Raw genomic sequence first — 20892 nt, forward strand, 5'->3', positions numbered from 1 at the left:
GGTCTCCCCTGCCCCGTACTCCCGCAGGAGTCAAGCGCCTTCCGCTCCAATCAACAGAGTATAAAAAACTACAATATCGTTTAACAGAGCCTATTATTTTTGCTTATATCGTTTTATTTCATGACGTTTTTCAATACGTTTTTCAATTCTTTCTATTTCTTCGCTATTGTTAAGAAGGTTTTTTTTGTTTTCCTGTACTAATTCTAGAAATGATATTTTTTTCGTTTTACGCATGAAAGTTCCTCCTGATGTAATTGGATCGTTTTATTATTTGATTAGACTAGAATAGTCTAAATTTGTATTTTTGTTGGAATTCATTCTATAATTATTCTGTTATTACAGGTAGTTATTTCCTCTAGGATTTAACAGCACTCATCCCCTAATTTCGCGGGAAATCGGCGCCCGAAATACAGTTGCGATACCCTGTCCACCAGCCATGCAAAGGGTAGCAAGCCCCCACTTCGTCTTTCTTTTCAACATTGAGTGTATTAGTGTCACACTAATTCTAGCCCCACTGTTTCCAATCGGGTGTCCTAATGCAATGGCTCCGCCATTTACATTTACTTTATTCATTGGTAAACCTAGTTCTTTTATAACAGCTAACGATTGTGCAGCAAATGCTTCGTTAAGTTCAATTAAGTCTAAATCCTCGATTTGTATATTTGCCATGCTTAAAGCTTTATTTGTTGCCTCAACAGGACCAATTCCCATCCGATCTGGTCTTACCCCTGAAACTCCAAGTCCTACAATTTCTACTAAAGGCTCTAATTGATACCGTTCCACCATCTCACCGGAAACCAGTAACAACATAGATGCACCGTCGTTTAATCCAGATGAATTCCCTGCTGTGACTGTTCCGTCCTTCTTAAACACAGGTTTTAAGGCTGCTAATTTTTCTAAATCTGTTTTTCGTGGATGTTCATCCGTAGAAAAAATAATCGATTGTCCCTTTTTCTGTGGGACCGTTAGCGGTACAATCTCGTCCTCGAATTCTCCATTTTCAATGGCGTTAAGTGCCTTTTGCTGACTTTCATATGAAAATAGATCTTGTTCCTCACGGGAGATCGAATAATCTTCCGCCAGATTTTCTGCTGTCATTCCCATTATAAGCCTTCCGTACTTCTCCACCGGCTGGGAACCTGGTTGACTTTCCTTATTCGGATCGAGAATTTCACTGTTTCCTGAAAGAAAGCCATATCGTCCATTTCGAATATAATATGGGGCACTACTCATGCTTTCTACCCCTCCTACAATATAGGCATGACCTAGACCAGCTTTAATTGCCAAGAAAGCATTATGAATAGACTGCATACCCGATCCACATTGGCGATTAACGGTGTACCCTGGAATTGACTCAGGCAGGTCAGCCTTTAAAAGAGCCATTCGAGCAATATTCGATTGGTCTTGGCTTTGTTTTGCCTGACCAATAATCACTTCATCGATCATTTCTTCAGGCATCAGATTCTTTTCTTTTAAATTATGAAATAAAGGAAGTAATAAATCATCCGGCTGTATATCCTTTAGTGCTCCACCTATTTTTCCTATCGCTGTTCGCTGTGCACTTACGACATAAACTCCATTATTCATGTTGTCCTCCATGATTTACTGACATAACTTTAAAGTTTGCATCCGTCTTTTCTTGTACTTCTTCCAAACTGACACCAGGCATTAATTCTTTTAGTACTAACTGATCATTTTGAAATTCAAAAACAGCTAATTCGGTAATAATCATATCAACTTTACGAATAGAGGTAATCGGGTATGTGCATTTTTTAACTATTTTGGATTCTCCATTTTTGGAAATATGATTCGTCGTAACAATAATCTTTTTCGCTCCGCTTAAAAGATCCATTGCCCCTCCTACTCCCATGATATTTTTCCCCGGAATAGCCCAGTTAGCGATGTACCCCTGTTCATCAACCTGCAGTGCTCCCAATATCGCAACATCAACATGTCCCCCGCGGATCATGGCAAAAGACTCAGCACTATTAAAATATGAAGCACCCATTCCCTCTCCGATCGGCAGCTTTCCCGCATTGACTAGACTAGGATCAAAATCTTCTTCACTATTCAACTCTTGAACCCCAAGCATACCATTTTCTGTATGGAAATAAACGAACTCTGAATCCACATATTTGGCAATGAGTGTGGGTATTCCGATTCCTAAATTAATGACTGAATTAGGTTGCAGTTCAGCCGCTGCCCTTTTCGCTATTAACTCTTGAACGTCTTTATTTGATTGCATTTTTTGCTACAACTCCTTCCTTAGTTAAAATCAGATGGCTTTCTACAATGGCGTCTACAAATAAATGAGGGGTGACAATTTCCTCGGGTGAAAGCTCTCCTGCCTCAACAATCTCATCAACCTCTGCAATGACGAAGTCAGCTGCCGTGGCCATTAACGGATTAAAATTACGAGCAGTTTTGTAATACACTAAATTCCCGAGAGTATCTGCCTTTGCCGCTTTAATAAGTGAAACATTTGCTCGCAGCGGCTCTTCGAATACATACAATTCTCCCTTAATTTCGCGAACTTCCTTCCCTTCTGCCAATTGAGTCCCAACACTTGTTTTTGTATAATAGCCGCCAATGCCAGCTCCTCCAGCCCTTATCGATTCAGACATCGTTCCCTGTGGCATAAGCTGAATTTCAAGTTTACCTTGATTAAACTGATCTCCCACTTCCCTGTTACTAGTAAAATACGAACCAATAGCTTTTCTAATTTTTCCTTGTCGTAATAAAATCCCTAGGCCTTTTCCTGGTTCACCTAGATTATTACTGATCACGGTCAGTTGATTCACGTCATGGCGCGTCAATTCGTTAATTAAACTTAATGGAGCACCAACTAAACCAAATCCTCCTACCATAATAGTGTCACCTGATTTAACCTTTGCAATAATTTCTTCCGCTCTTTTTACTTTTTGCATTGATATCACTCCCAGTTTATTTATACAAAGCAAAAAGCCCAGCCAATCCAAAGGAAATAAGCATTTAGCATTTTCCTTTGGAAAGACTGGGCTATCTTAAATATAATGAAAACGGTGAGTTTTCAACATTAAGACTTCATCTTTCCATCATCTTAATCAGCAACTGATTAAGAATTTTGAATTATAAAATATATCGTTGGTCTAATTATACTACATTAATTATAACTTTCAAGAAGAAAAAGTATTTTTAAATATCTTTCCTTGATAATTGCTTGATGATGGTGTTCATAACAACCAATTATCTACACCAGAGCACGTGCAGTTGTTGGATGGTCTAAAATTGTTCCCGTACGTATCCATGCATCGTTCGAGAGACAGGCGATCACTAAATATAGTATTATATGTGCCTCTTATCACTAGGCAAGTTCATATGGTTTTGTTGTCATTTGATCCTTTTATAGTTTTACAAGAGTTCTTCCAAGTATTTTCCTTCTAATATAGCAGCTAATACTTCTGGCAGCTCATTTATTGAGATATCATTTACTATATCTTCATTTAGCTTTGTTGGTTTCAAATCATCACCAAGACGATTCCAAACTTTTAAACGCTTCTTCATTGGATATTCAACCGAGTCAATGCCAAGCCAATTAACACCTCTTAAAATATCATATCCTTTCTTTTATCTTCCTCTTTAATTTAATCCCGTTTATCGGAATAAATTTCATGTAATTCTGTGCCTGCGCAAGAGAAAAGTTGTTCATACTTACTAACCGGTCTCTAATATATATTGTCCCTTTATATTGTTTTGTGTAATTTTAGAGAAATTAACAGGGTTGCGCCACTTGCTACTAGCTTGATAGGTATGTGACCCCTTTTTTTAACTTTACTCTTTGTTGTTTAAATCTCATACGAACTGTGGGTATAGAGCCGAGACTCCACCAGCCAGACCTTTCTGAACCTTTCGGCTCAACTCGTCGGCAAGAATTTCATAGCTGTCAGCCTGGATTCCGTCGATAGCGATCTTTGCTATGTCAGCAGTATTCAACTTAGGGGCGGTTATGTGAGCAATCAAGTCCGTGTCCATGTACCCGACATGAAGTCCCGCTACGCGTACCTTCTGGTCAGCCAGTTCTAAACGAAGTGCGTTGGTGAGAGCCCACTCGGCCGCCTTCGCGGCAGAAAATGCTGCTGAATTCACACTACTGATCCAGGACAACACCGAAAGAATGTTTAGAATAGTACCGCCTCCGTTCGAGGCGATCTTCGGCGCGAAGGCGCGAACCATCGAAAGAGTTCCGAAAAAGTGCGTATCAAATTCGCTGTGGATGTCCTCCAAACTACCATTGATAAGGGAGGCGCCAGTCAACACTCCAGCATTATTTATCAGGAGAGTCACGTCTTCCGCTACCTCTGCTGCCGCTGCCGCAGAGGTAGGATCGGTGATATCGATTTGCAATGGTTTTGTTCCCGGTAGTTGGATGCTATCAGGGTTGCGCGCCCCCGCATATACAGTAGCACCGCGAGAGATGAGTTCAAGTGCGAGTTGTCGAACCGAGTCCTCGGTTTGCGCCAGTGACGAGCGCGGTTTGTTGTGAAATATCCATAATAAGCATTCTCCTTTGTTATCCTTGATATTGTGGTATTGATATCTTAAACCAGCTTTTTTAATGCATCTTCAGTAAAGGGGACAAGTTCGTCTGTTCGGCCGTCACGTATCTTGGTCACCCAACCAGGATCAGCCAGTAATGCTCGGCGAACTGCTACTAAATCGAATTCATTTCTTTCAAGCATTTCAATTAACTTTCTAAAATCAGTGTTGTTGGCCCCTTTTCCTTCAAATAGACTCCTTGTAAACTCACTGTCTAATCCTACAGAACCAACTGTAATGGCAGGCTTGCCTGTAAGCTTTTTGGTCCAACCAGCTAGATTGAATTGGAGCATTCAAACTTAGGTTCCCGGTGCTGGAGCAGTTGGACTCACTTATAATTTAAGAACAATCATTCTCGAAATATCAAAAAAAGAAAGCTTAATCCGAGACAGACAGAGTCATGTCGATATTGTTTTCCAGTTTTTGTTTGTCATCGGTAGTTTTCGCTAATACGCGTATTCCCACTAACGAATTATCGATTGACTAGCCAAATTGTGTAAACAAAATGCAAAGATAACGAATTAAGACTCCCAATTTGATCAAGCTTGCTTTTGTGCCTCAAAACCTTGGTTGACTACCTTTTTATTATTTAAGAAACGTGATAATCCAAATGTTGTAATACATGCAAACACACAACTTAACGCACTGAACCATGTAATGGAAGATAATGATATTTGCCCCACAATTACTCCACCTAAACCTGCACCAGCCGCAAAGCCTAATTGCATCATCGATTGATTCAGTCCTAGCAATACATCTGAGGATTCAGGTGATATCGTTGCTAAATTATATTGCTGAGTTGCACCTAATGACCAGCCTGAAAATGACCAGACTGTCAATATAATAAATACTGCAATAATTGAATGTGATAGGAATGAAAGCACGACTAAAGATGTTACGTTTACAAGTAACCCTCTTTTTAATGTAAAAATTACGCCTCTCTTATCTGAGCTTAATCCACCTAGTTTAGAACCAAATAAGCTTGCAACTCCAAGAACTAGTAAAGTAATGCTTACAAGAGAATCACTCATACCTACATTTTTTACAAGGAATGGAGATAAATAAGTAAAAAGAATTCCGTATCCTGTCATTAAAAAGAAGGTGATGGATAATGCTAAAGCAATTTTTGGTTTTTTGAACATCGCAATTTGTCTCGTTAAAGGGATTGAAGCATCACCATTCATTTTTGGTATTGTATTTAAAACAATAAAAATGACAAGTAAAACTAATATTGCGGTACCGATAAATACAAATTTCCAGCTATACGTGGATGTAATAAAACGTCCAATAGGAACGCCAATGATTAATGATGCGGTAAATCCCATTACAACTGTTGCAATTGAACTGGCCTTTTTATTAGCAGGTGCAATCTTTGCTGCGATATTTAAAATTGTAACGACTGCTACACCTGTACTTAAAGCCATAATAATGCGAGCAATTATAAATAATCCATACCCTGGAATAATCACTGAAAGTAAATTTCCTACCATAAAAACAAATAACGCATAGATCAGTAATTTTCGTCTTTCCATTTTAGCCGTTAATACCAGTAATATAGGTGTACCGATGGCATAGGCTAATGAAAAGACTGTAATTAATTGACCAGCCGCTCCAATTGACACTCCAAGAGCCTCTGCCATTTTATCCAAAATACCTGAGATGATGGGTTGTGAAGTACCGACTAAAAAACTTATCAGTGCTAAAATATAAATCTTTGCTGTATTTGACATGTGAAATTTTCTCCTCTTTATTACTTTTTATTCTATATTTCCAAAAACACTGAAATAACTAACAAAATAAAAGAAGCTTTTTAAGCAGCTTCTTTCTCATTTAGTACTTTAAATTAATGTATTAAGATGCTTCTTAGCATCGTATTCTTCCAATACTTCACCATTTTTTAAACGATGAATAAAATCAGGATTAGAAATGAATGGACGTCCGAAAGCAGCAACATCAATTATTCCTTCTTCAATCGCCTGATTCGCCATTTCTGGATTTAATGTTCCTACCCCAATAATGACACCATCCCAGTATTTTCGGACTAATTGATGCATCGTTTTTCCATCTGCAAGCACTCGATCAAATTGCATAGTCGATGGGTGAATCATTGTTGCACCCGCTTCCTTAAATGCCTCAACAAATGTACGAATGGCCATTTCTGGATCTTCCCACATGTAATTTGGTATATCTGCTTTAAAAGCAGAGAATCGGATCATTGTTCGTTCTGTACCGATTGCGTCGATAACTGCTTTAATTACTTCCTTCATAAACGTTAATCTTTGAGCAAGGTCACCACCATATTTGTCTGTACGATGATTTGTTATATCTGAATTAAATTGGTCAATTAAGTATCCGTGGGCACCGTGAATTTCCACACCGTCAAAACCTGCAACTATTGCATTTTTCGCAGCTTGCGCATATTGATGGATTACTTCATTAATATCCTCAATTGTCATTTCTTCAGGAACATCATATGGTTTACGGAAACGAGAGACAAGGCCTTCAGCTGGAATAGCTGATGGTGCTTGAGGAGGCAGATTGCCAGCAAGCTCGTGATGAGATAAACGACCAACATGCCATATTTGAGCGATCATTGTTCCTCCCTCTTTGTGCACAGCATCCGTTACTTTTTTCCATCCCTTAATTTGTTCGTCTGAATAAATGCCCGGAATTCCAGGATAGCCCTTTCCACGAGGACTAATGACCGTTCCTTCTGAAATGATTAAACCAACTCCATCGGCAGCACGTTTTCGGTAATATTCAACAATATCCTCTCCTACTACTCCTGTTTGATCATCTGCAAATGATCTTGTTAACGGTGCCATTGCGATACGAGAGCGTAAATTCCAAGCTCCGATTTTTATCGGTTCAAACAATTTACTGTCTAAACCATTTTTTAAATTTCCCCAAGAATTTGTTTCTTTAGTAATTTGACTCATATATTTTCCCCCGTTCATTTCAATTATTCTGTATTTCTATAAATACTGAAATTAAAATTAAAATTATTCCGCTTTCACATTAAAGTAAAGCGGGAGCGTATTGTGCAAGGACTTCTCGTTGTAACCTGTAATATCTGAAGGTTCCCTCTCTGCGAACTGCTAATAATCCGCAATCGAGTAATGGTTTTAAATGATGTGTCAATGTTGAATTGGCAGGGCCTTTTAATTGATCTACCATTTCCAGGCAAGCTAACTCTGATTGCTGAGCAAGTAATTTTACGATTTGTAAACGAGTCGATTCACCTAGTGCCTTATAGACTTTTACCGCAACATCATCATTCACCGCTAAAAACCTCCTTTCAGCAATTCTTATTTCAGTATTTCTAGAAATATTATATTTAATCAGAGATGGTTTGTCAAGAGAGTGCTTTTCCATTTTTTAATTCAAAGGCTGTTTTCTTAATTGAAGAATGTGAGAACAAATAGTCACCAAAATATATAGCCTGTATCTTAGATTACCAAGTAATCATTGATACAGGCTATTTTAATATTCGTTATTTCACTAACACGCCCGTAAGCTTAAGTACAATGCTTCACAATCTGCAATTATAGAGTATAATGCCTGTTCAACTTACTATTCATTTTAAGTGATAGAAAATTTTCAGGAGAATCCTAATTTCAATATTATGACCCCTAAAGAATGAGCAGGACTCTGCTCATTCTTTATTCTCTTTTGACGGAAAGGTATGAGGACTATTGGTAATATCATCTAGATTCCCTCGGTAAAAGGTATCCTTCCATTCGTTAGGATGAAACGGGATAAGCGGAGCTAAATAAGGTACGCCCAAGGATTTTAAACTGGCAGCATAAATAATCAATAATAAGCTTACAATACCAAGGCAACTTAAACCAAGGAAGCCTCCTATAAAAAATAATAGGAAACGTAAAGCGATCACAGCACTTAAAAATCCTCTATTAACTAAGGGATAGCCAGTAATAAAACAAACCCCTACAATAAAAAGCGAGAGCGGATGAACAAATTTAGAACTCAAGGCTGCATCCCCTACAATGATTGTACCCAGTATAGATAAACTAAAAACCGTACTCTTGGGTAATCGAAAGGAAGCATCATTGATGATATGTAACAGAATCAAAAGGATTAATACTTCCGCCCAAATTGGGATAAGTGTATGGGCTAATAATGAGGATTTCAAATCATTAGCCGGAAGAACATCTTTATGAAATCTCATTATGGCTGTATATAATCCGGGCAAGTAAATTGTGGTAAGAAAACAGAGAAAACGTAGCGGACGAGTAATAAAACGACCAAACTTACCATAATAGTCATCAGGGAACTGAAAAAATTGCCAAAATACCGTTGGCACTAAAATTGCTTCAGGAGTCCCATCAACAAGGATAGCAATCCTTCCATCATATAAAGCAGCTCCAATACTATCTGGTCTTTCTGTCGAGAGTGAAAGCGGAAAAAATGTTTTTCTTTTACCTTCTATGTAATCCTCAATAATTCTAGCTTCCAACAAATATTTTACATTAATTCGTTGAATTCGATTCATTACTTCTGTTACGTTTTTTTCGGTAGCTATATCCCTAATATAAACAATTGATACATCTGTTTTTGATAGTATTCCGACTTTCATGGAACGAATACATAGCTTAGGGGTTTTCACAAGACTTCTGATTAGGTTCAGGTTCGTTTTTAGTTTTTCCGTACAACCAATTAACGGTCCCCTATAAGCCCTTTCATTGACTGCTTCCGCAACAATCCGTTCCTTCCACTGAGCAGTTTCTGTGACTATTCCTTTTGTATTATGATCGAGAAGGATTACCGCTTTTCCTAATAGCACGCCGTCTATCAGGGGCTGAAACGATTCCACAACATCAACATCTGCTGTTTTGATATGGCGATATGCGATTTCGTCGATAAAAGCTTCATCATCGTTTGCACTGTTCAATGATAATAAAGGAACAACCAGATATTCTTGTATTTTTTCCGTATCCGCAATTCCGTCAATATATAGAATTGCACCATCTATATAAGGCTTGCTGCCAATTTTCAATATTCGGATCCGTAAATCGGAAACATAGTCAAGTGTTTTTTGAAATATCTCAATGTTTTCTTTTAACGATTTAGCTATATTTTTTTTGGTCAAATCTTTCTCCTCGAATCAACAATTATATAGAGCTCGTGTGTGAACATTCATTACTTTACGCATTTTTTCGAAGAATCTCTTTCATTTAGGTAACTATGTTTTTCTATTTATTAATTTCTGCAAGTTTCCTTGAAGATTGTATCTTTCAATTCCTGGAATTGTTGCTCCTGCTTTATTAGGGATAATCACAAAAAGAATTGCTATTATTGAAATGATGAATCTTTTCATTGGTCAACACCTCATTATAGTGTTCCCAACCTTGTTTTGTTATTCAACGAACCAGCCCTTTTGTGCATTAAGAAAAGCTGCTAAAATTGCATCTGGATCTTTAACTCTTGCCCGTTAGCTTAGTGCTAGACTGGGCCACACATAACAACTCAGCCTCGGCCCAATAGACTTGCCAAACGATAAGTTTTTTTTTTTATCTTTATTCTTTTTCCGTTCGAATTTCCTTTTAATATTAGAAAGTCCTTTCATATGAAGATTTTTGACTTCACCACAAAGATTCTCCAGTAATGAATACCATCTTTCCCCGGGGCTCTTGAACCACCAGGACCAGGGAAAAGTAATGGTAACGAAAAAAGTCCAATTTCTCAATTTTAATGCTGAGAAATTGGGCTCTTTAATATTTTAATTTACTTAACGTCGTAAATCCGCATTTTCCTGACGCTATCCAATGTTAAATATTTTTTTTTATTTCACTTGATTTAGTCTTTCAATGTATCTTTTATAGGCTGCTTTTAATGCAACAACTACGGAATTCGTAGAGGGAGCGATGTAATGCTTCTCAACTTTCTGAATAAGTTCATCGATCCCGTTCGATAAGTCATAACCGACCAACATTCGGCTAAAAAAATCCTTTGTTAAATGTGCCAAAAAGGTTAGTTCTGCATTAATAATTACATTGGTAGTCGGATCAATTTCCAATATAATTCCTGCATGTTTATATACTTCATACATCGCGCTTCCTTGTGGTGCCTTAGCATATGCAGTGACAAGTACAGTATTCAATTCTGATGGTTTTCCCATAATATTGCCACCTTACCTCGAAGTAATTTTCTAAATTTAACTTACGTCAAAAAATGTTTTGCCGTCTTTTAACTTGCCATATTATTATTAACTAAGGATGCGTTATATAGAGAGTAATGATCAAGATACATTGTTTGAGTTCCTGTAGGAAAAACAAACTTTAATGTATTGGTTCCAACAGTATAGCTGATAATTTCTTCCTTGTTACTTGTTTTAACATCTGTTTTCGGAGAACCAAAATAATGCTTTATATCCTCTATGGTTAAGGCTTTTAAACTAGGATCGTAGGATCGAATCTCAAACAGTTGCTGCCCTTTATTATAAGCCACAACTACATGTTTTTGACTATAAGTGCAATAGGTGCCTTTCGCTGCAGCAACATATTCTGTTTTATCTTCTTTTCCCCAGATCTTTCTTACTTCATCAACTGTGGTACTTTTTAGATGAAAATCAGCATTTATTATGGAACCTTCTTTTGCTTTAGTTGCTAAATTTAAAAGTAATTTACTATTTGTAATATTCGTCGTAGAAGTATTTGAAATAGCTTTTGTTAATTGATCATTTAGATTGCCTACATTTACGTATGGAACTTTATTATTATTGATATTATATTTATGTTTCAAAGATAAAATCCTGTATACACTCTTATTTATAGTATCTTCAGAAATTGTATGATTTGTCACTGCTGAATAAATACCGTTGTAGATTGTAGCCACATTATCCATTCCATGACCAACTAAAATAATGTCGCTCCCCGCGTTAACGGCCCTTACGGCTGCGTCTTTCAAATTGTAGTGCTTTGCAATCGCACCCATCGTCATATCATCTGAAATGACAACACCTCTAAATCCATATTGTTTACGTAAAAGATCTGTAATAATAGTTTTTGACATCGATGCAGGATAATTAGGATCAATTTTTTTCACTAATATGTGAGCAACCATCACCATATCGGCATGGTCTTTGATGGCATTGTTAAAAGGAACTAATTCAACCTGTTTTAGTCTTGTAAGATCATTCAGTACTAATGGAAGTTCCAAATGAGAATCAACGGAAGTGTCGCCGTGACCAGGGAAATGTTTAATAACTGGAATGATTTTTCCAGAACTAATACCATTCATCATACTAACTCCCATTTTTGAAACAATGCTGGAATTTGTTCCAAAGGAACGGTCCCCGATAACAGTATTTTTTGGATTACTTTGTATATCTAGGACGGGAGCGAAATCTGTGTTAAATCCAAAAGCTTGCAATTCATAGGCAATTACCTTACCAATATTATATGCGTATTTTTGATCATTTTTATTTCCAATGATTCTTGCACTCGGTGTGATTTGGATTGAAGAAGGCATTCGGTGTACCCTTCCACCTTCCTGGTCGACGGAAATGAATAGTGGTACTTTATTGTTGCTGTTTGCATTCTTAATTGCATTTGTTAAGTTTACTAATTGAGCAGCATCCTTAACATTCGTTTGATATAGGATTAACCCCCCTGGCTTGTATTTATTAATTAGGTTTTGTGTATTTGAATTAACGGTTGTGCCATCAAATCCCGCGATTATCATTTGCCCAATTTTTTCATTTAAAGTCAGCTTATTAAGCTGCTCTTGAATTGGATCTTTTTTAGGAGGTAAAGTTGTCTTTTGGGTATCTTCTGTTTTGGTATCCTCCGTTTTGGTATCTTCTGTTTTGGTATGTTCAGTTCGGCTTGTATTCATCTCTTTATGATTATCCTTATTATTATTAGTTGTATTATTCTTTGAACAACCATTAATAAGGAATAATGCAATCAAAATGAACAGCATTTTCATTATCAACTTTTTCATAGTAATGCTCCTTCCAATTATAGAGTCCACTTCAGTTCGATTTAGTATATATTTTGCACAATTCCTTCTTTTTTCTATTTTGATACCTTTAATAACATAACATTCTACCGTAACAATTGTGACTAGTTATTTCCGATGGATTTTCATGAAAAAATCCGCCTTAACAAGACAAAAAAGGAGAAAACAAAGATTTTTCTCCTCTTAACATGATTCATTTGCATTTTATACTTTTAATAAGTTAATCTTCCCATTGGCATTCAGAATCCTTAAAGCAAGTTGAAGATTAAATTTTTGATCTGCATGATTAAAATCAATCTCTCCGATATCTTTTAATCTCTGAATTCTATATTTCAATCCACTTAGCGAAACATTCAGTTCTTTCGCTGTTCTTTGAAGATTGCATTCGTTTGCAAGAAAGATGTGAAGGGTTGAGATAAGTGTAGTTCCACCGCTATCATCATATTTGAGAAGCTTTTCGAGCGTTCTAGTTGCATACGTATGAAGTTGTTCTTGAGCAGAGCCCGCATATAATAAGTCAAATACGTTCATTTCTTCCACTAAAAATATTTCACTTGTTCGTCCTAATCGTGTCATAACCTTCATCATGTTTGAACATTCCTCAAATAAGGCTTGAAGTACTTCAATGGACATCGCCTCACGACTAATACAAATAGAAGTGTTAATATTTGCAAATAATTGCGGCAGGCGGTCTTGTAGGTTTTTTGCTAGCTTTCGGAAATCTAATCCAGATGGATCTGAAGGCCCCAAAAGGATAATCTCCCCTCTTCGCTCTACGATTAAAGTATCCTTCGTAGAAGAGTGATAATGGGTTCGAACAATATTTAACAATTCATGACGAAGATTCATACGCAGATCTTGATCTTCTATCAAGCCATTATCGTTTCGTCGTTGAATAATTTTCACAAGCATAAATCGGTGTGGTTTTCCAAAATCATATCCCATAAAATTTGCTCGTTTAACTAATTGTTCAATAGGTGTTGTACCGGATAACAATTCTTCCAGAAATTCACCTTTTAATTTATGTTCGGTATTCAAGGCCGTTTTTTCTTTCAATAAATCTACTGCCATAACAGTAGCAGCGCGCTCGGTAATCATTTTTCTTAGTTCTCTATCTGTTCCTTCAACATGAATGACCGATAAATATCCCATAATCTCATCGCCTAGAACAATCGGTGCAATGGTCCTGTCAAGGAACATTGCCTCATCCGAAAAAATAAAATCCTTCGAACATTTTTCTTCATCTAATTGTCTAAGCTTCAAGTAAAATTCTGAAGAAAGATCCTTTTCCGGTTTGATGAGGTATGGATCTATACCTGAATTTTCCTTGTTTGGCAGCCACCAAGAAAGGGGACGAAAATATTTATCTTGAACAATGACAGGTGAATGAAGCATTTGCCCGATTTTATCTGTGACAGCTTGCCTGCTCTGCCCTGAAAGAACCATCCTGTTGAGCTGTTCATGTATGTCCATAATTCGTTGTAACATCGTATGCTGTTTTTGAATGTGCTGATGTGCCTCTTCTAATTCTTCGGCAATTTTGGTTTGACCATAATAAGACAGTTCATGTTCAATTTCATTTCCCCACTCTTCTACAGTTCTTCCAATAAACCGGCACTCTGCATCCCCACGACCAACACAAGTTACTTCTTTATACAATATTTTCCTTCCGAAAATTCCCGTTGAGACCCCACTTGCATATCCAATTACTGTCCAGCACACCGGATCTTTGACTATACCGAAATGTTGAATATGTTGCTCTACTTCAAATGAATTTAACCAAACTCCTTCCATATAAAACTTATTCTGTTCATAATCCACACTAAGATCTTGTAAATCAACTTGAGCAAAGCCTTCTTGCATATGAAAAATTGGAGCTTGTTGATGGAGGAATTCAAGCGACGCATTAGGAAATAGTTTTTTAATTGAAATTGAATCTTTATATCCGCATTCCCACCCATAACGAAGGAGGAACGCCCTTGCTCTTTCTCGTCCCAATGTAGAAATAAGGTCACGACTGAGCATTCCTAATGCTTCGGCATTCATCAGAATAAAACGTTCTCCTTTAAACCTGATTTGGCCTGGATGAAATTCAATATCAGATTTATTCAGTGATGTTAGTACTTGCTCCATATTCTCCCGCCTTATTAAGTGAGTTTTAGTTTCTGAGACTATCATAAAAACTTACAATGAAAAAATAGAGTGATTTCCCCTTTTTCAAAGTAATGGAAGTTTAACTAAAACAGGCATCTACCTACTAATAGGTAAATATTTGTAGGATGGTTCTTAATTTCAATAAAATATAGAATGAAAAGGAAAGGAAGCATGGCAAAATGAATTCAATTTGCATTTAAAAGTTAGTAAAAAAACACATTTCATGAATATCAAACTTTCTTATGCGAGTTCCTTCAATCTTTTTGAGGTTATCACTTTTCCTTTTCAACAATAAATTCTTTTTCAAAATGCTGAAACATCTGTTCATGAGTATTAATAAATTTTTCACCGAAGGTATTTCGAATAATGGCCTCCAGTTCACGCAGCTCAGGGAATTTCCCATATATATTCCTTAATGGGAGGGTAGCTAAAACAAGGTCATTTTTTTTTGGCTGGTAAGATTCGAGCAAGCTAATGATCATTTCTTTTCCTTTGTCAGTAAGTTGAATATACGTATTTCTTTTATCATCTTCTCTTTTTAAAGATTGTAGAAGCCCTCGTTCCTCTAACTTTTTGGAAAAATTATATGCGGTAGAAACATGCATGACTCCTAACTCCGCAATTTCGGAGATAGATCCACCGTTTAAATGATAGCCAACCCATAAAATTTGGTATTCATTAATATTCAAGTTAAATGGTTTTATCCATTTTTGTAAATCATTTTCACTCACTTTCCAAAGTGCCTTGCTTAATTGAGCCACTCTTTGACTAAAAATCAGTGCTTCCTTCATAGAATAAATTTTTTCCAAGTTTTCATTCCTCTTTTTCTATTATCGTAGTTAAACTCTACATACCCTTTTTATTGAATCAACTGTAATGCTAAATCAATAATTTGTATTTTTCGATTTTCCTTAGTGCAATTCTAACTTACTAATAGGTAAGCGTCAATTCCTCCATATGCGAAACGATGACTTACTGCAAGATGCAACAATTGCAAAAATGATATTTCCACAGTCAAGAACTTAATGGCTTGGATTAGTTCTTCTTCCGTAACCTGAAATTCATGACAGCATGAAGGTGATGGGTTATTTTTGCAGTAATATCAGATAATCTAGTATTCATAAGCGATGCGCACCTCTTTCAAAATTTTTCAAAGACATGCATTTCTAACAATTAAGACCTGAAGCAGTGAGGAGAAATCTTTGATATGGCTGTATTTGAAAAATAAAGTGGTACCTTAATTTGTTATTTCTTTTTCCTGTTCCGGTACGGTATAACGTCCCCGTAAATATCCTAATGGGCGCCGAGTTGGATCGTTAATTTGGACTCTCTCCACTCTGCCGAGTAATAATGTGTGATCTCCTACATCCACTTTTTGGTCTACCTTGCATTCAAACACAGCCAAGGCATTCGAAATAACAGGCACATGATACAATCCTTCTTTATAATCAAGTTCCTGGAATTTATCTACATCTTGTTTGGCAAAGTGTCCTGATAATTCTTGTTGTTCTTCTGCCAGTACATGTACGGCATACCCTTCGGAATTCATAAGCGCACTATATGATACTAGTTTTTTATCCAAGCTAACTAAAATAAGTGGAGGACCTAAAGAAACCGACGTAAATGAGTTTGCCGTTATTCCCACGGGCTGTCCATTCTCCCCTGTAGTAGTTACGATCGTCACACCCGTTAAGAATTGACCGCAGGTATTACGGAAGAATCGTGAATCAAAACTTTCTTTCATGGATAGCCCTCCAATTGATAAATATTTATTCTTTGAATGAGCGACAAGCTCAGATTAGGTGAACTTATTTCAGATAAACCCTCATCCATTTGAAGGTAACATCTATCTTTTCCGTCCTTCTCTCCACCCTTAATTGGGCATTCGAAATAAAGGAGAGAGAATCTTTCGATGAAATTCTCCAATTCATTGAGTTTATTAACTGTTTTTATAGTATCAAGATTCTGATTATTTTTAATCGCCTACAAAAGATGGTTTTTTATTAAACTTTCTGTCCGAATCAGCCTAAATTTGAACCTTTTAGTGGTAAGAAATCATGTCTGGAAACTTTTGTATGTACGTTCATCCCTCTAAATAATATAGAACAAAAAAACTATCTTACGGTATAAGGAATAAAGTGGAAGTATTGTGGAAAATCTACCATTATTAAAACTGATGCAAGGGAATGAAAATTTGTTAGCAATGAATTCTACGAAAATTTTCATAAGTCCAGCTCTGATGATAGTCCTTCTCTCGACAGGGTTGATGAATCATGTACTCGTGTTACCACTTCTACTCGACCAATCAGGAAGAGATGCGTGGATCTCTGTGCTCGTGTCCATTCCGCCCTTTTTTTTGTGGCTTGGTGTCCTATATTACATCATGCGAAAAACAAATCAGCAATCGTTAATGCAATTGATTCAACAGAAATTTGGAAATCTGGCTTTTCTTTTGATTGTTATCCCGTTAGAGCTTTTCCTGCTGGCCATTACGATAATAACGCTAAAAGAAACAACGTATTGGATTTCCATCGACTTTTTGAAAGCGACACCGATCTTTGTCATTGCATTTTGCATCATGCTCCTCTGTTCAATGACAGCTCTTGCGGGGATTTCCTCGATTGCACAAATGTCTGCTCTCTTCCTGCCAATGGTGGTTTTGTTCGGTTTTTTTGTCATGTTGACTAACATGCCATACAAGCATTATTCTTGGTTGCTGCCTATGATGCAAAACGGCTGGGGGCCGGTCTGGAAAGGCAGTTTGTACTCGGCTGGCGGCCTAGTGGAGATTTTGTTTCTTCTACTATTTCAGCATCACATAAAACAGAAGGTAAAATTTTGGCATTTAGTTATGATTGGAATAATCCTTGTGGGGCTTACACTTGGACCGCTTCTTGCAGCCATTGCGGAGTTCGGGCCGCATCTCGCCATAAAGCAAAGACACCCGGCTTATGAGGAATGGCGTTTGGCGGAACTAACTACATATATTTCACATTTTGACATTATATCATTATTCCAATGGATGTCAGGGGCAGTAATCCGCATTGCAATGTCGTTGTATTTATGTGTGGATGTGCTAAATTTCAAGAGTATACGAGTAAGGAATAGTGCGCTGTGGGTAATTAGCTGTGCAGTGTTGGTACTTGCTTTGGTACCGATCTCCGATACGGAATACTATGGCATGTTGAAAAATCATTATTTTCCATTACTTATTGCTATGGTCATTCTAATCTCACTAGTTCTCCTGATCTTTAGCTACACGATCCAATTTAAACGAGGGTGAATCTCCATGTCTTTTATAATTCAAGAGCAGAAATTACGCAGCCTGTTCACCGCTTGTGCCGATGTACAAGTCCAGTTACATGAATATGGAACAGAGCCTCATGTCGAGAAGGTACTGCTCCTCTTTTGCACAGGACTGGCTGATCCTGTGCAAATTAATCAAGTGGTGCTTCCACAGTTGGCACAAAACAAATCGTTACCTTTGCTTCCTATCTCGCTGGAAGGGAGTCGAAATGCGGTAGAGCAGGAGATTGTTACGAAGGTATTTGCGGGAGAACTTTTGCTGCTTTTTGAAGGGTCAGGCGAGTTGTTCTCGCTGAATGTCGCTAAACTTCCTCAGCGCCAGACGGAAGAATCCACCTATGAAGTGTCAGTGAAAGGACCACGCGACTCGTTTACGGAGTCAGTGGAGACCAACGTAGCTCTGCTTCGGAAGCGGGTACGGAGTACGACACTGTGCAATGAATCGTTTGTGGTCGGGAAACGAAGCCAGACCAAAATCTCCCTGATGTACCTTTCCGATGTACTGAACGAGGAAGTGTTGAAAGAGGCAAGAAAGCGGCTAAATTCCCTTGACGTGGACATTGTCAACGGCGTCTCCCCGCTAGAGGATTTGCTTGCCGACTCGCCTTTTTCGTTTCTGCCGTTAATTTCCTACAGTACGAGGCCCGACTATGTGGTGGAATCGTTACAGCGAGGGCGGTTTTGCATTTTGATTGATGGGGCACCTGCCGCTTTGGTCGCCCCAATCAATTTTCAGTATTTGGTAAAATCGGCTGAAGATATGTACCTGCCGTATTTTTTTGTTACGTTTGAGCGGTTGATGAGATATCTCGCCTATTTCATAACTGTGATGCTACCGGGATTGTACATCTCGCTAGTATCATATCATACGGAGCATCTTCCATTTCCTCTAATGGCAACAATATCGTTAAATAGCTCTGGTATCCCGACTTCTCCACCTTTTGAACTATTTGCTATGCTCTTTTTGTATGAACTGTTTGGTGAGGCTGGTAAACTTTTGCCAAGGCAGGTAGGACAAACCGTCTCGGTTGTCGGAGGATTAATCGTCGGCGATGCAGTTATACGTGCAGGACTTACTTCTCCTAACATTATTGTAATCGTAGCGATATCGTTTATGGCGCAGTTAATACTAGTCAACCAATCATATTCATCGGCGATCATTTTTATGCGGCAATTCGTGCTGCTGTTGTCGAGCGTTCTCGGCCTTTTTGGGTTTTTAATAGCTAATTATTCTATCGTACTGTACATGTCGACGTTAAAATCGTTTGGTATGCCTTTCTTATCTGAATTGATCGATCCACTCGACGCTGACTCGATCAAATCGCTCATTCAATTTCCGAAACCTTTTCAACGAACGCCACCGAAGTTTCTGCGGACGAAAAAAACGCATAAGCAAGGGGATGATTCAGAATGAAGCGTGAAAAGTATCGCCTATTGCTCTTGCTGATTTTGCTATTCGTGGTGCCTAGTTTGACTGGGTGCTGGGATTACAAGGTGTTGAAAGACATGTCATACGTCTCATCAGTTGGCATTGATTACGTAGATAATCAGTTTGTCGTGTACACCCAGATGGTCGACTTTGCTTCTGTAGGTAAAGTGGAAGGTTCCAGCAGTGAGGAAGCTTCCTCCAACATATGGGTGGGCAAGGCCACTGGCTCCACATTTTTGTTAGCGTGGAATAATTTGTACAATAGCATACAGCAAAAAGTTCATATTGGGCAAGTATCGTCGGTGGTGTTCACACAGAAAGCGATGCAAATGCATCTGAATCAAACAATAGATATGTTTGAACGTTCTGAGGCAAGGTTAACGCCTTGGATTTTTACAACAGAGGAACCGATGGATGATCTTTTCTCCATCACACCAATGTTTCCTTCGTCTCCGCTTTTTACGAAACTGAACTCCCCAGAAAGCAATTACAAGCAGCATTCCATGATCCGGCCGCTGAAGTTTTTGGAATTTGTAGCACTTTATTCGGAACCAAGTACCTCAATTATTGTGCCAACACTTTCAATCGACAAGAATAATTGGAAACAAAAAAAGAAAAAAATGCCTGAGATGACAATTAACGGAGCGATTATTTACCATACAAAGAAGAAGCCGCGCTGGATGTCCAAGGATGATTTACTCGGGTTACGCTGGTTGGAAGAGAAAACCAATCGTACACCGCTTGCTTTGAATGATGACAACGGGGACATTAAAGCAATTCTGAACTTTGAGCATCCTAATGTAAGGGTCAAACCTGAGCTTTCGGCAAAGGGAGATCCCGTTTACAACTTGCACATTAAGGTTCAAGGTGAATTAACGCAGTTAAACATCCCGATGACATCTAAAAAGTTGAAAGCAGAAGCCGAGGCAAGAATCAAGGCTGAGATCCGCTCAACATATACCGCAGGGCTGAAAAACAATGTAGACGTGTACCATTTGGAAGAGACAATGTTTCGCCATCGGTATGCAGACTGGAAGCGGTTGACAAGTATACAGTCTTTCCCCTTCACAAAGAATTCACTAAGAGACATTCAAGTAGATGTTGAGATTACGAATACAGGGATGTCAAAGTTCAAATCTTAAAAGTAACGGAACGTTTTTTAATTTCATCATTGTTTTATTCGATTTTTTATCAAAAACCTTATCTTTATAGAAAAATAAAGGGTTCCGTTTTGAGGTGCATATCATATAAATGACAATAAAAATGGCTCGCTAACTGACATCAGTTTTGGCAAGCCATTTTCTGGTTTATATAGTCTTTTTGACGACATAAAATACAAATGTCTTGTTCAACTAGCCAGTAACGGTTTAAGCTGAAGTAATTGTAATAATTAACTTAAAAAAGATCCTTCTTTTAAGAAGGATTCAGATTGTAGACAAAAGGCA

Annotated in this window: 20 protein-coding genes; 3 read left to right on the forward strand and 17 right to left on the reverse strand. The window is 37.8% G+C overall.

The features are described from left to right. Positions 1-93: 93 nt before the first annotated feature. From ABES02_RS20115 to ABES02_RS20195, 17 genes are all read right to left on the reverse strand, one after another. Positions 94-234, reverse strand: coding sequence for an FbpB family small basic protein (locus ABES02_RS20115; protein WP_430138908.1), 141 nt, complete (start codon positions 232-234; stop codon positions 94-96). 138 nt (positions 235-372) lie between these two features. Then, positions 373-1587 carry a thiolase family protein gene (locus ABES02_RS20120; RefSeq protein WP_430138911.1) on the reverse strand — a complete coding sequence of 405 codons (1215 nt, stop codon included), beginning with the start codon at positions 1585-1587 and terminating at the stop codon, positions 373-375. Next, positions 1580-2245, reverse strand: a complete 666-nt coding sequence (locus ABES02_RS20125; protein WP_430138914.1) for a 3-oxoacid CoA-transferase subunit B — start codon at positions 2243-2245, stop codon at positions 1580-1582. The genes ABES02_RS20120 and ABES02_RS20125 overlap by 8 nt, the downstream gene beginning before the upstream one ends. Continuing rightward, positions 2232-2927 carry a CoA transferase subunit A gene (locus ABES02_RS20130; RefSeq protein WP_430138917.1) on the reverse strand — a complete coding sequence of 232 codons (696 nt, stop codon included), beginning with the start codon at positions 2925-2927 and terminating at the stop codon, positions 2232-2234. Before ABES02_RS20130 ends, ABES02_RS20125 begins: the two co-directional genes overlap by 14 nt. Positions 2928-3390: 463 nt before the next feature. Further along, entirely contained in the window at positions 3391-3543 is a 153-nt protein-coding gene (locus tag ABES02_RS20135) for a hypothetical protein (protein WP_430138919.1), read from the reverse strand. A 288-nt stretch (positions 3544-3831) separates the two neighbouring features. Then, a complete protein-coding gene (locus tag ABES02_RS20140) occupies positions 3832-4596 on the reverse strand; it encodes an SDR family oxidoreductase (protein WP_430138955.1) in 765 nt (254 codons plus the stop codon). After that, the gene (locus ABES02_RS20145; protein ID WP_430138922.1) at positions 4578-4868 is read right to left on the reverse strand and encodes an FMN reductase; all 291 of its coding nucleotides are present in this window, start codon (positions 4866-4868) and stop codon (positions 4578-4580) included. The genes ABES02_RS20140 and ABES02_RS20145 overlap by 19 nt, the downstream gene beginning before the upstream one ends. A gap of 246 nt (positions 4869-5114) precedes the next feature. Further along, the gene (locus tag ABES02_RS20150) at positions 5115-6305 is read right to left on the reverse strand and encodes an MFS transporter (RefSeq protein ID WP_430138925.1); all 1191 of its coding nucleotides are present in this window, start codon (positions 6303-6305) and stop codon (positions 5115-5117) included. Between the two features lie 108 nt (positions 6306-6413). Beyond that, the gene (locus ABES02_RS20155; protein ID WP_430138927.1) at positions 6414-7514 is read right to left on the reverse strand and encodes an alkene reductase; all 1101 of its coding nucleotides are present in this window, start codon (positions 7512-7514) and stop codon (positions 6414-6416) included. Positions 7515-7593: 79 nt separating this feature from the next. After that, on the reverse strand, positions 7594-7857 hold the full coding sequence (locus ABES02_RS20160) for an ArsR/SmtB family transcription factor (protein WP_430138930.1): 264 nt from the start codon (positions 7855-7857) through the stop codon (positions 7594-7596). 373 nt (positions 7858-8230) lie between these two features. Next, a complete protein-coding gene (locus ABES02_RS20165) occupies positions 8231-9685 on the reverse strand; it encodes a spore germination protein (RefSeq protein WP_430138931.1) in 1455 nt (484 codons plus the stop codon). A gap of 93 nt (positions 9686-9778) precedes the next feature. Then, positions 9779-9913 carry a hypothetical protein gene (locus tag ABES02_RS20170; RefSeq protein ID WP_430138934.1) on the reverse strand — a complete coding sequence of 45 codons (135 nt, stop codon included), beginning with the start codon at positions 9911-9913 and terminating at the stop codon, positions 9779-9781. A 465-nt stretch (positions 9914-10378) separates the two neighbouring features. Then, a complete protein-coding gene (locus ABES02_RS20175) occupies positions 10379-10714 on the reverse strand; it encodes a DUF3870 domain-containing protein (RefSeq protein ID WP_430138937.1) in 336 nt (111 codons plus the stop codon). Positions 10715-10782: 68 nt separating this feature from the next. After that, positions 10783-12540, reverse strand: coding sequence for a beta-N-acetylhexosaminidase (gene nagZ, locus ABES02_RS20180; protein ID WP_430138940.1), 1758 nt, complete (start codon positions 12538-12540; stop codon positions 10783-10785). 222 nt (positions 12541-12762) lie between these two features. Further along, positions 12763-14691 (reverse strand): XylR N-terminal domain-containing protein, encoded by a 1929-nt coding sequence (locus ABES02_RS20185; RefSeq protein WP_430138943.1) that lies wholly within the window; start codon positions 14689-14691, stop codon positions 12763-12765. A gap of 293 nt (positions 14692-14984) precedes the next feature. Continuing rightward, positions 14985-15503: an HTH-type transcriptional regulator Hpr gene (locus ABES02_RS20190; protein WP_430138958.1), complete on the reverse strand. Its 519-nt coding sequence runs from the start codon at positions 15501-15503 to the stop codon at positions 14985-14987. Between the two features lie 446 nt (positions 15504-15949). Further along, the gene (locus ABES02_RS20195; protein WP_430138945.1) at positions 15950-16456 is read right to left on the reverse strand and encodes a flavin reductase family protein; all 507 of its coding nucleotides are present in this window, start codon (positions 16454-16456) and stop codon (positions 15950-15952) included. Between the two features lie 405 nt (positions 16457-16861). Between ABES02_RS20195 and ABES02_RS20200 the strand changes: the two genes are divergently transcribed. Genes ABES02_RS20200 through ABES02_RS20210 form a run of 3 tightly spaced genes read left to right on the forward strand, consistent with a single transcriptional unit; the run spans position 16862 to position 20589 of the window. Continuing rightward, positions 16862-17995 (forward strand): GerAB/ArcD/ProY family transporter, encoded by a 1134-nt coding sequence (locus ABES02_RS20200; protein WP_430138947.1) that lies wholly within the window; start codon positions 16862-16864, stop codon positions 17993-17995. Positions 17996-18001: 6 nt separating this feature from the next. Next, the gene (locus tag ABES02_RS20205; protein ID WP_430138950.1) at positions 18002-19432 is read left to right on the forward strand and encodes a spore germination protein; all 1431 of its coding nucleotides are present in this window, start codon (positions 18002-18004) and stop codon (positions 19430-19432) included. Beyond that, complete coding sequence (locus ABES02_RS20210) at positions 19429-20589, forward strand: Ger(x)C family spore germination protein (RefSeq protein ID WP_430138953.1); 1161 nt, start codon at positions 19429-19431, stop codon at positions 20587-20589. Before ABES02_RS20205 ends, ABES02_RS20210 begins: the two co-directional genes overlap by 4 nt. The last annotated feature ends 303 nt before the right edge of the window (positions 20590-20892 follow it).

The sequence above is a fragment of the Neobacillus pocheonensis genome (assembly GCF_050477905.1).
Lineage (GTDB): Bacteria > Bacillota > Bacilli > Bacillales > Cytobacillaceae > Neobacillus > Neobacillus pocheonensis_A.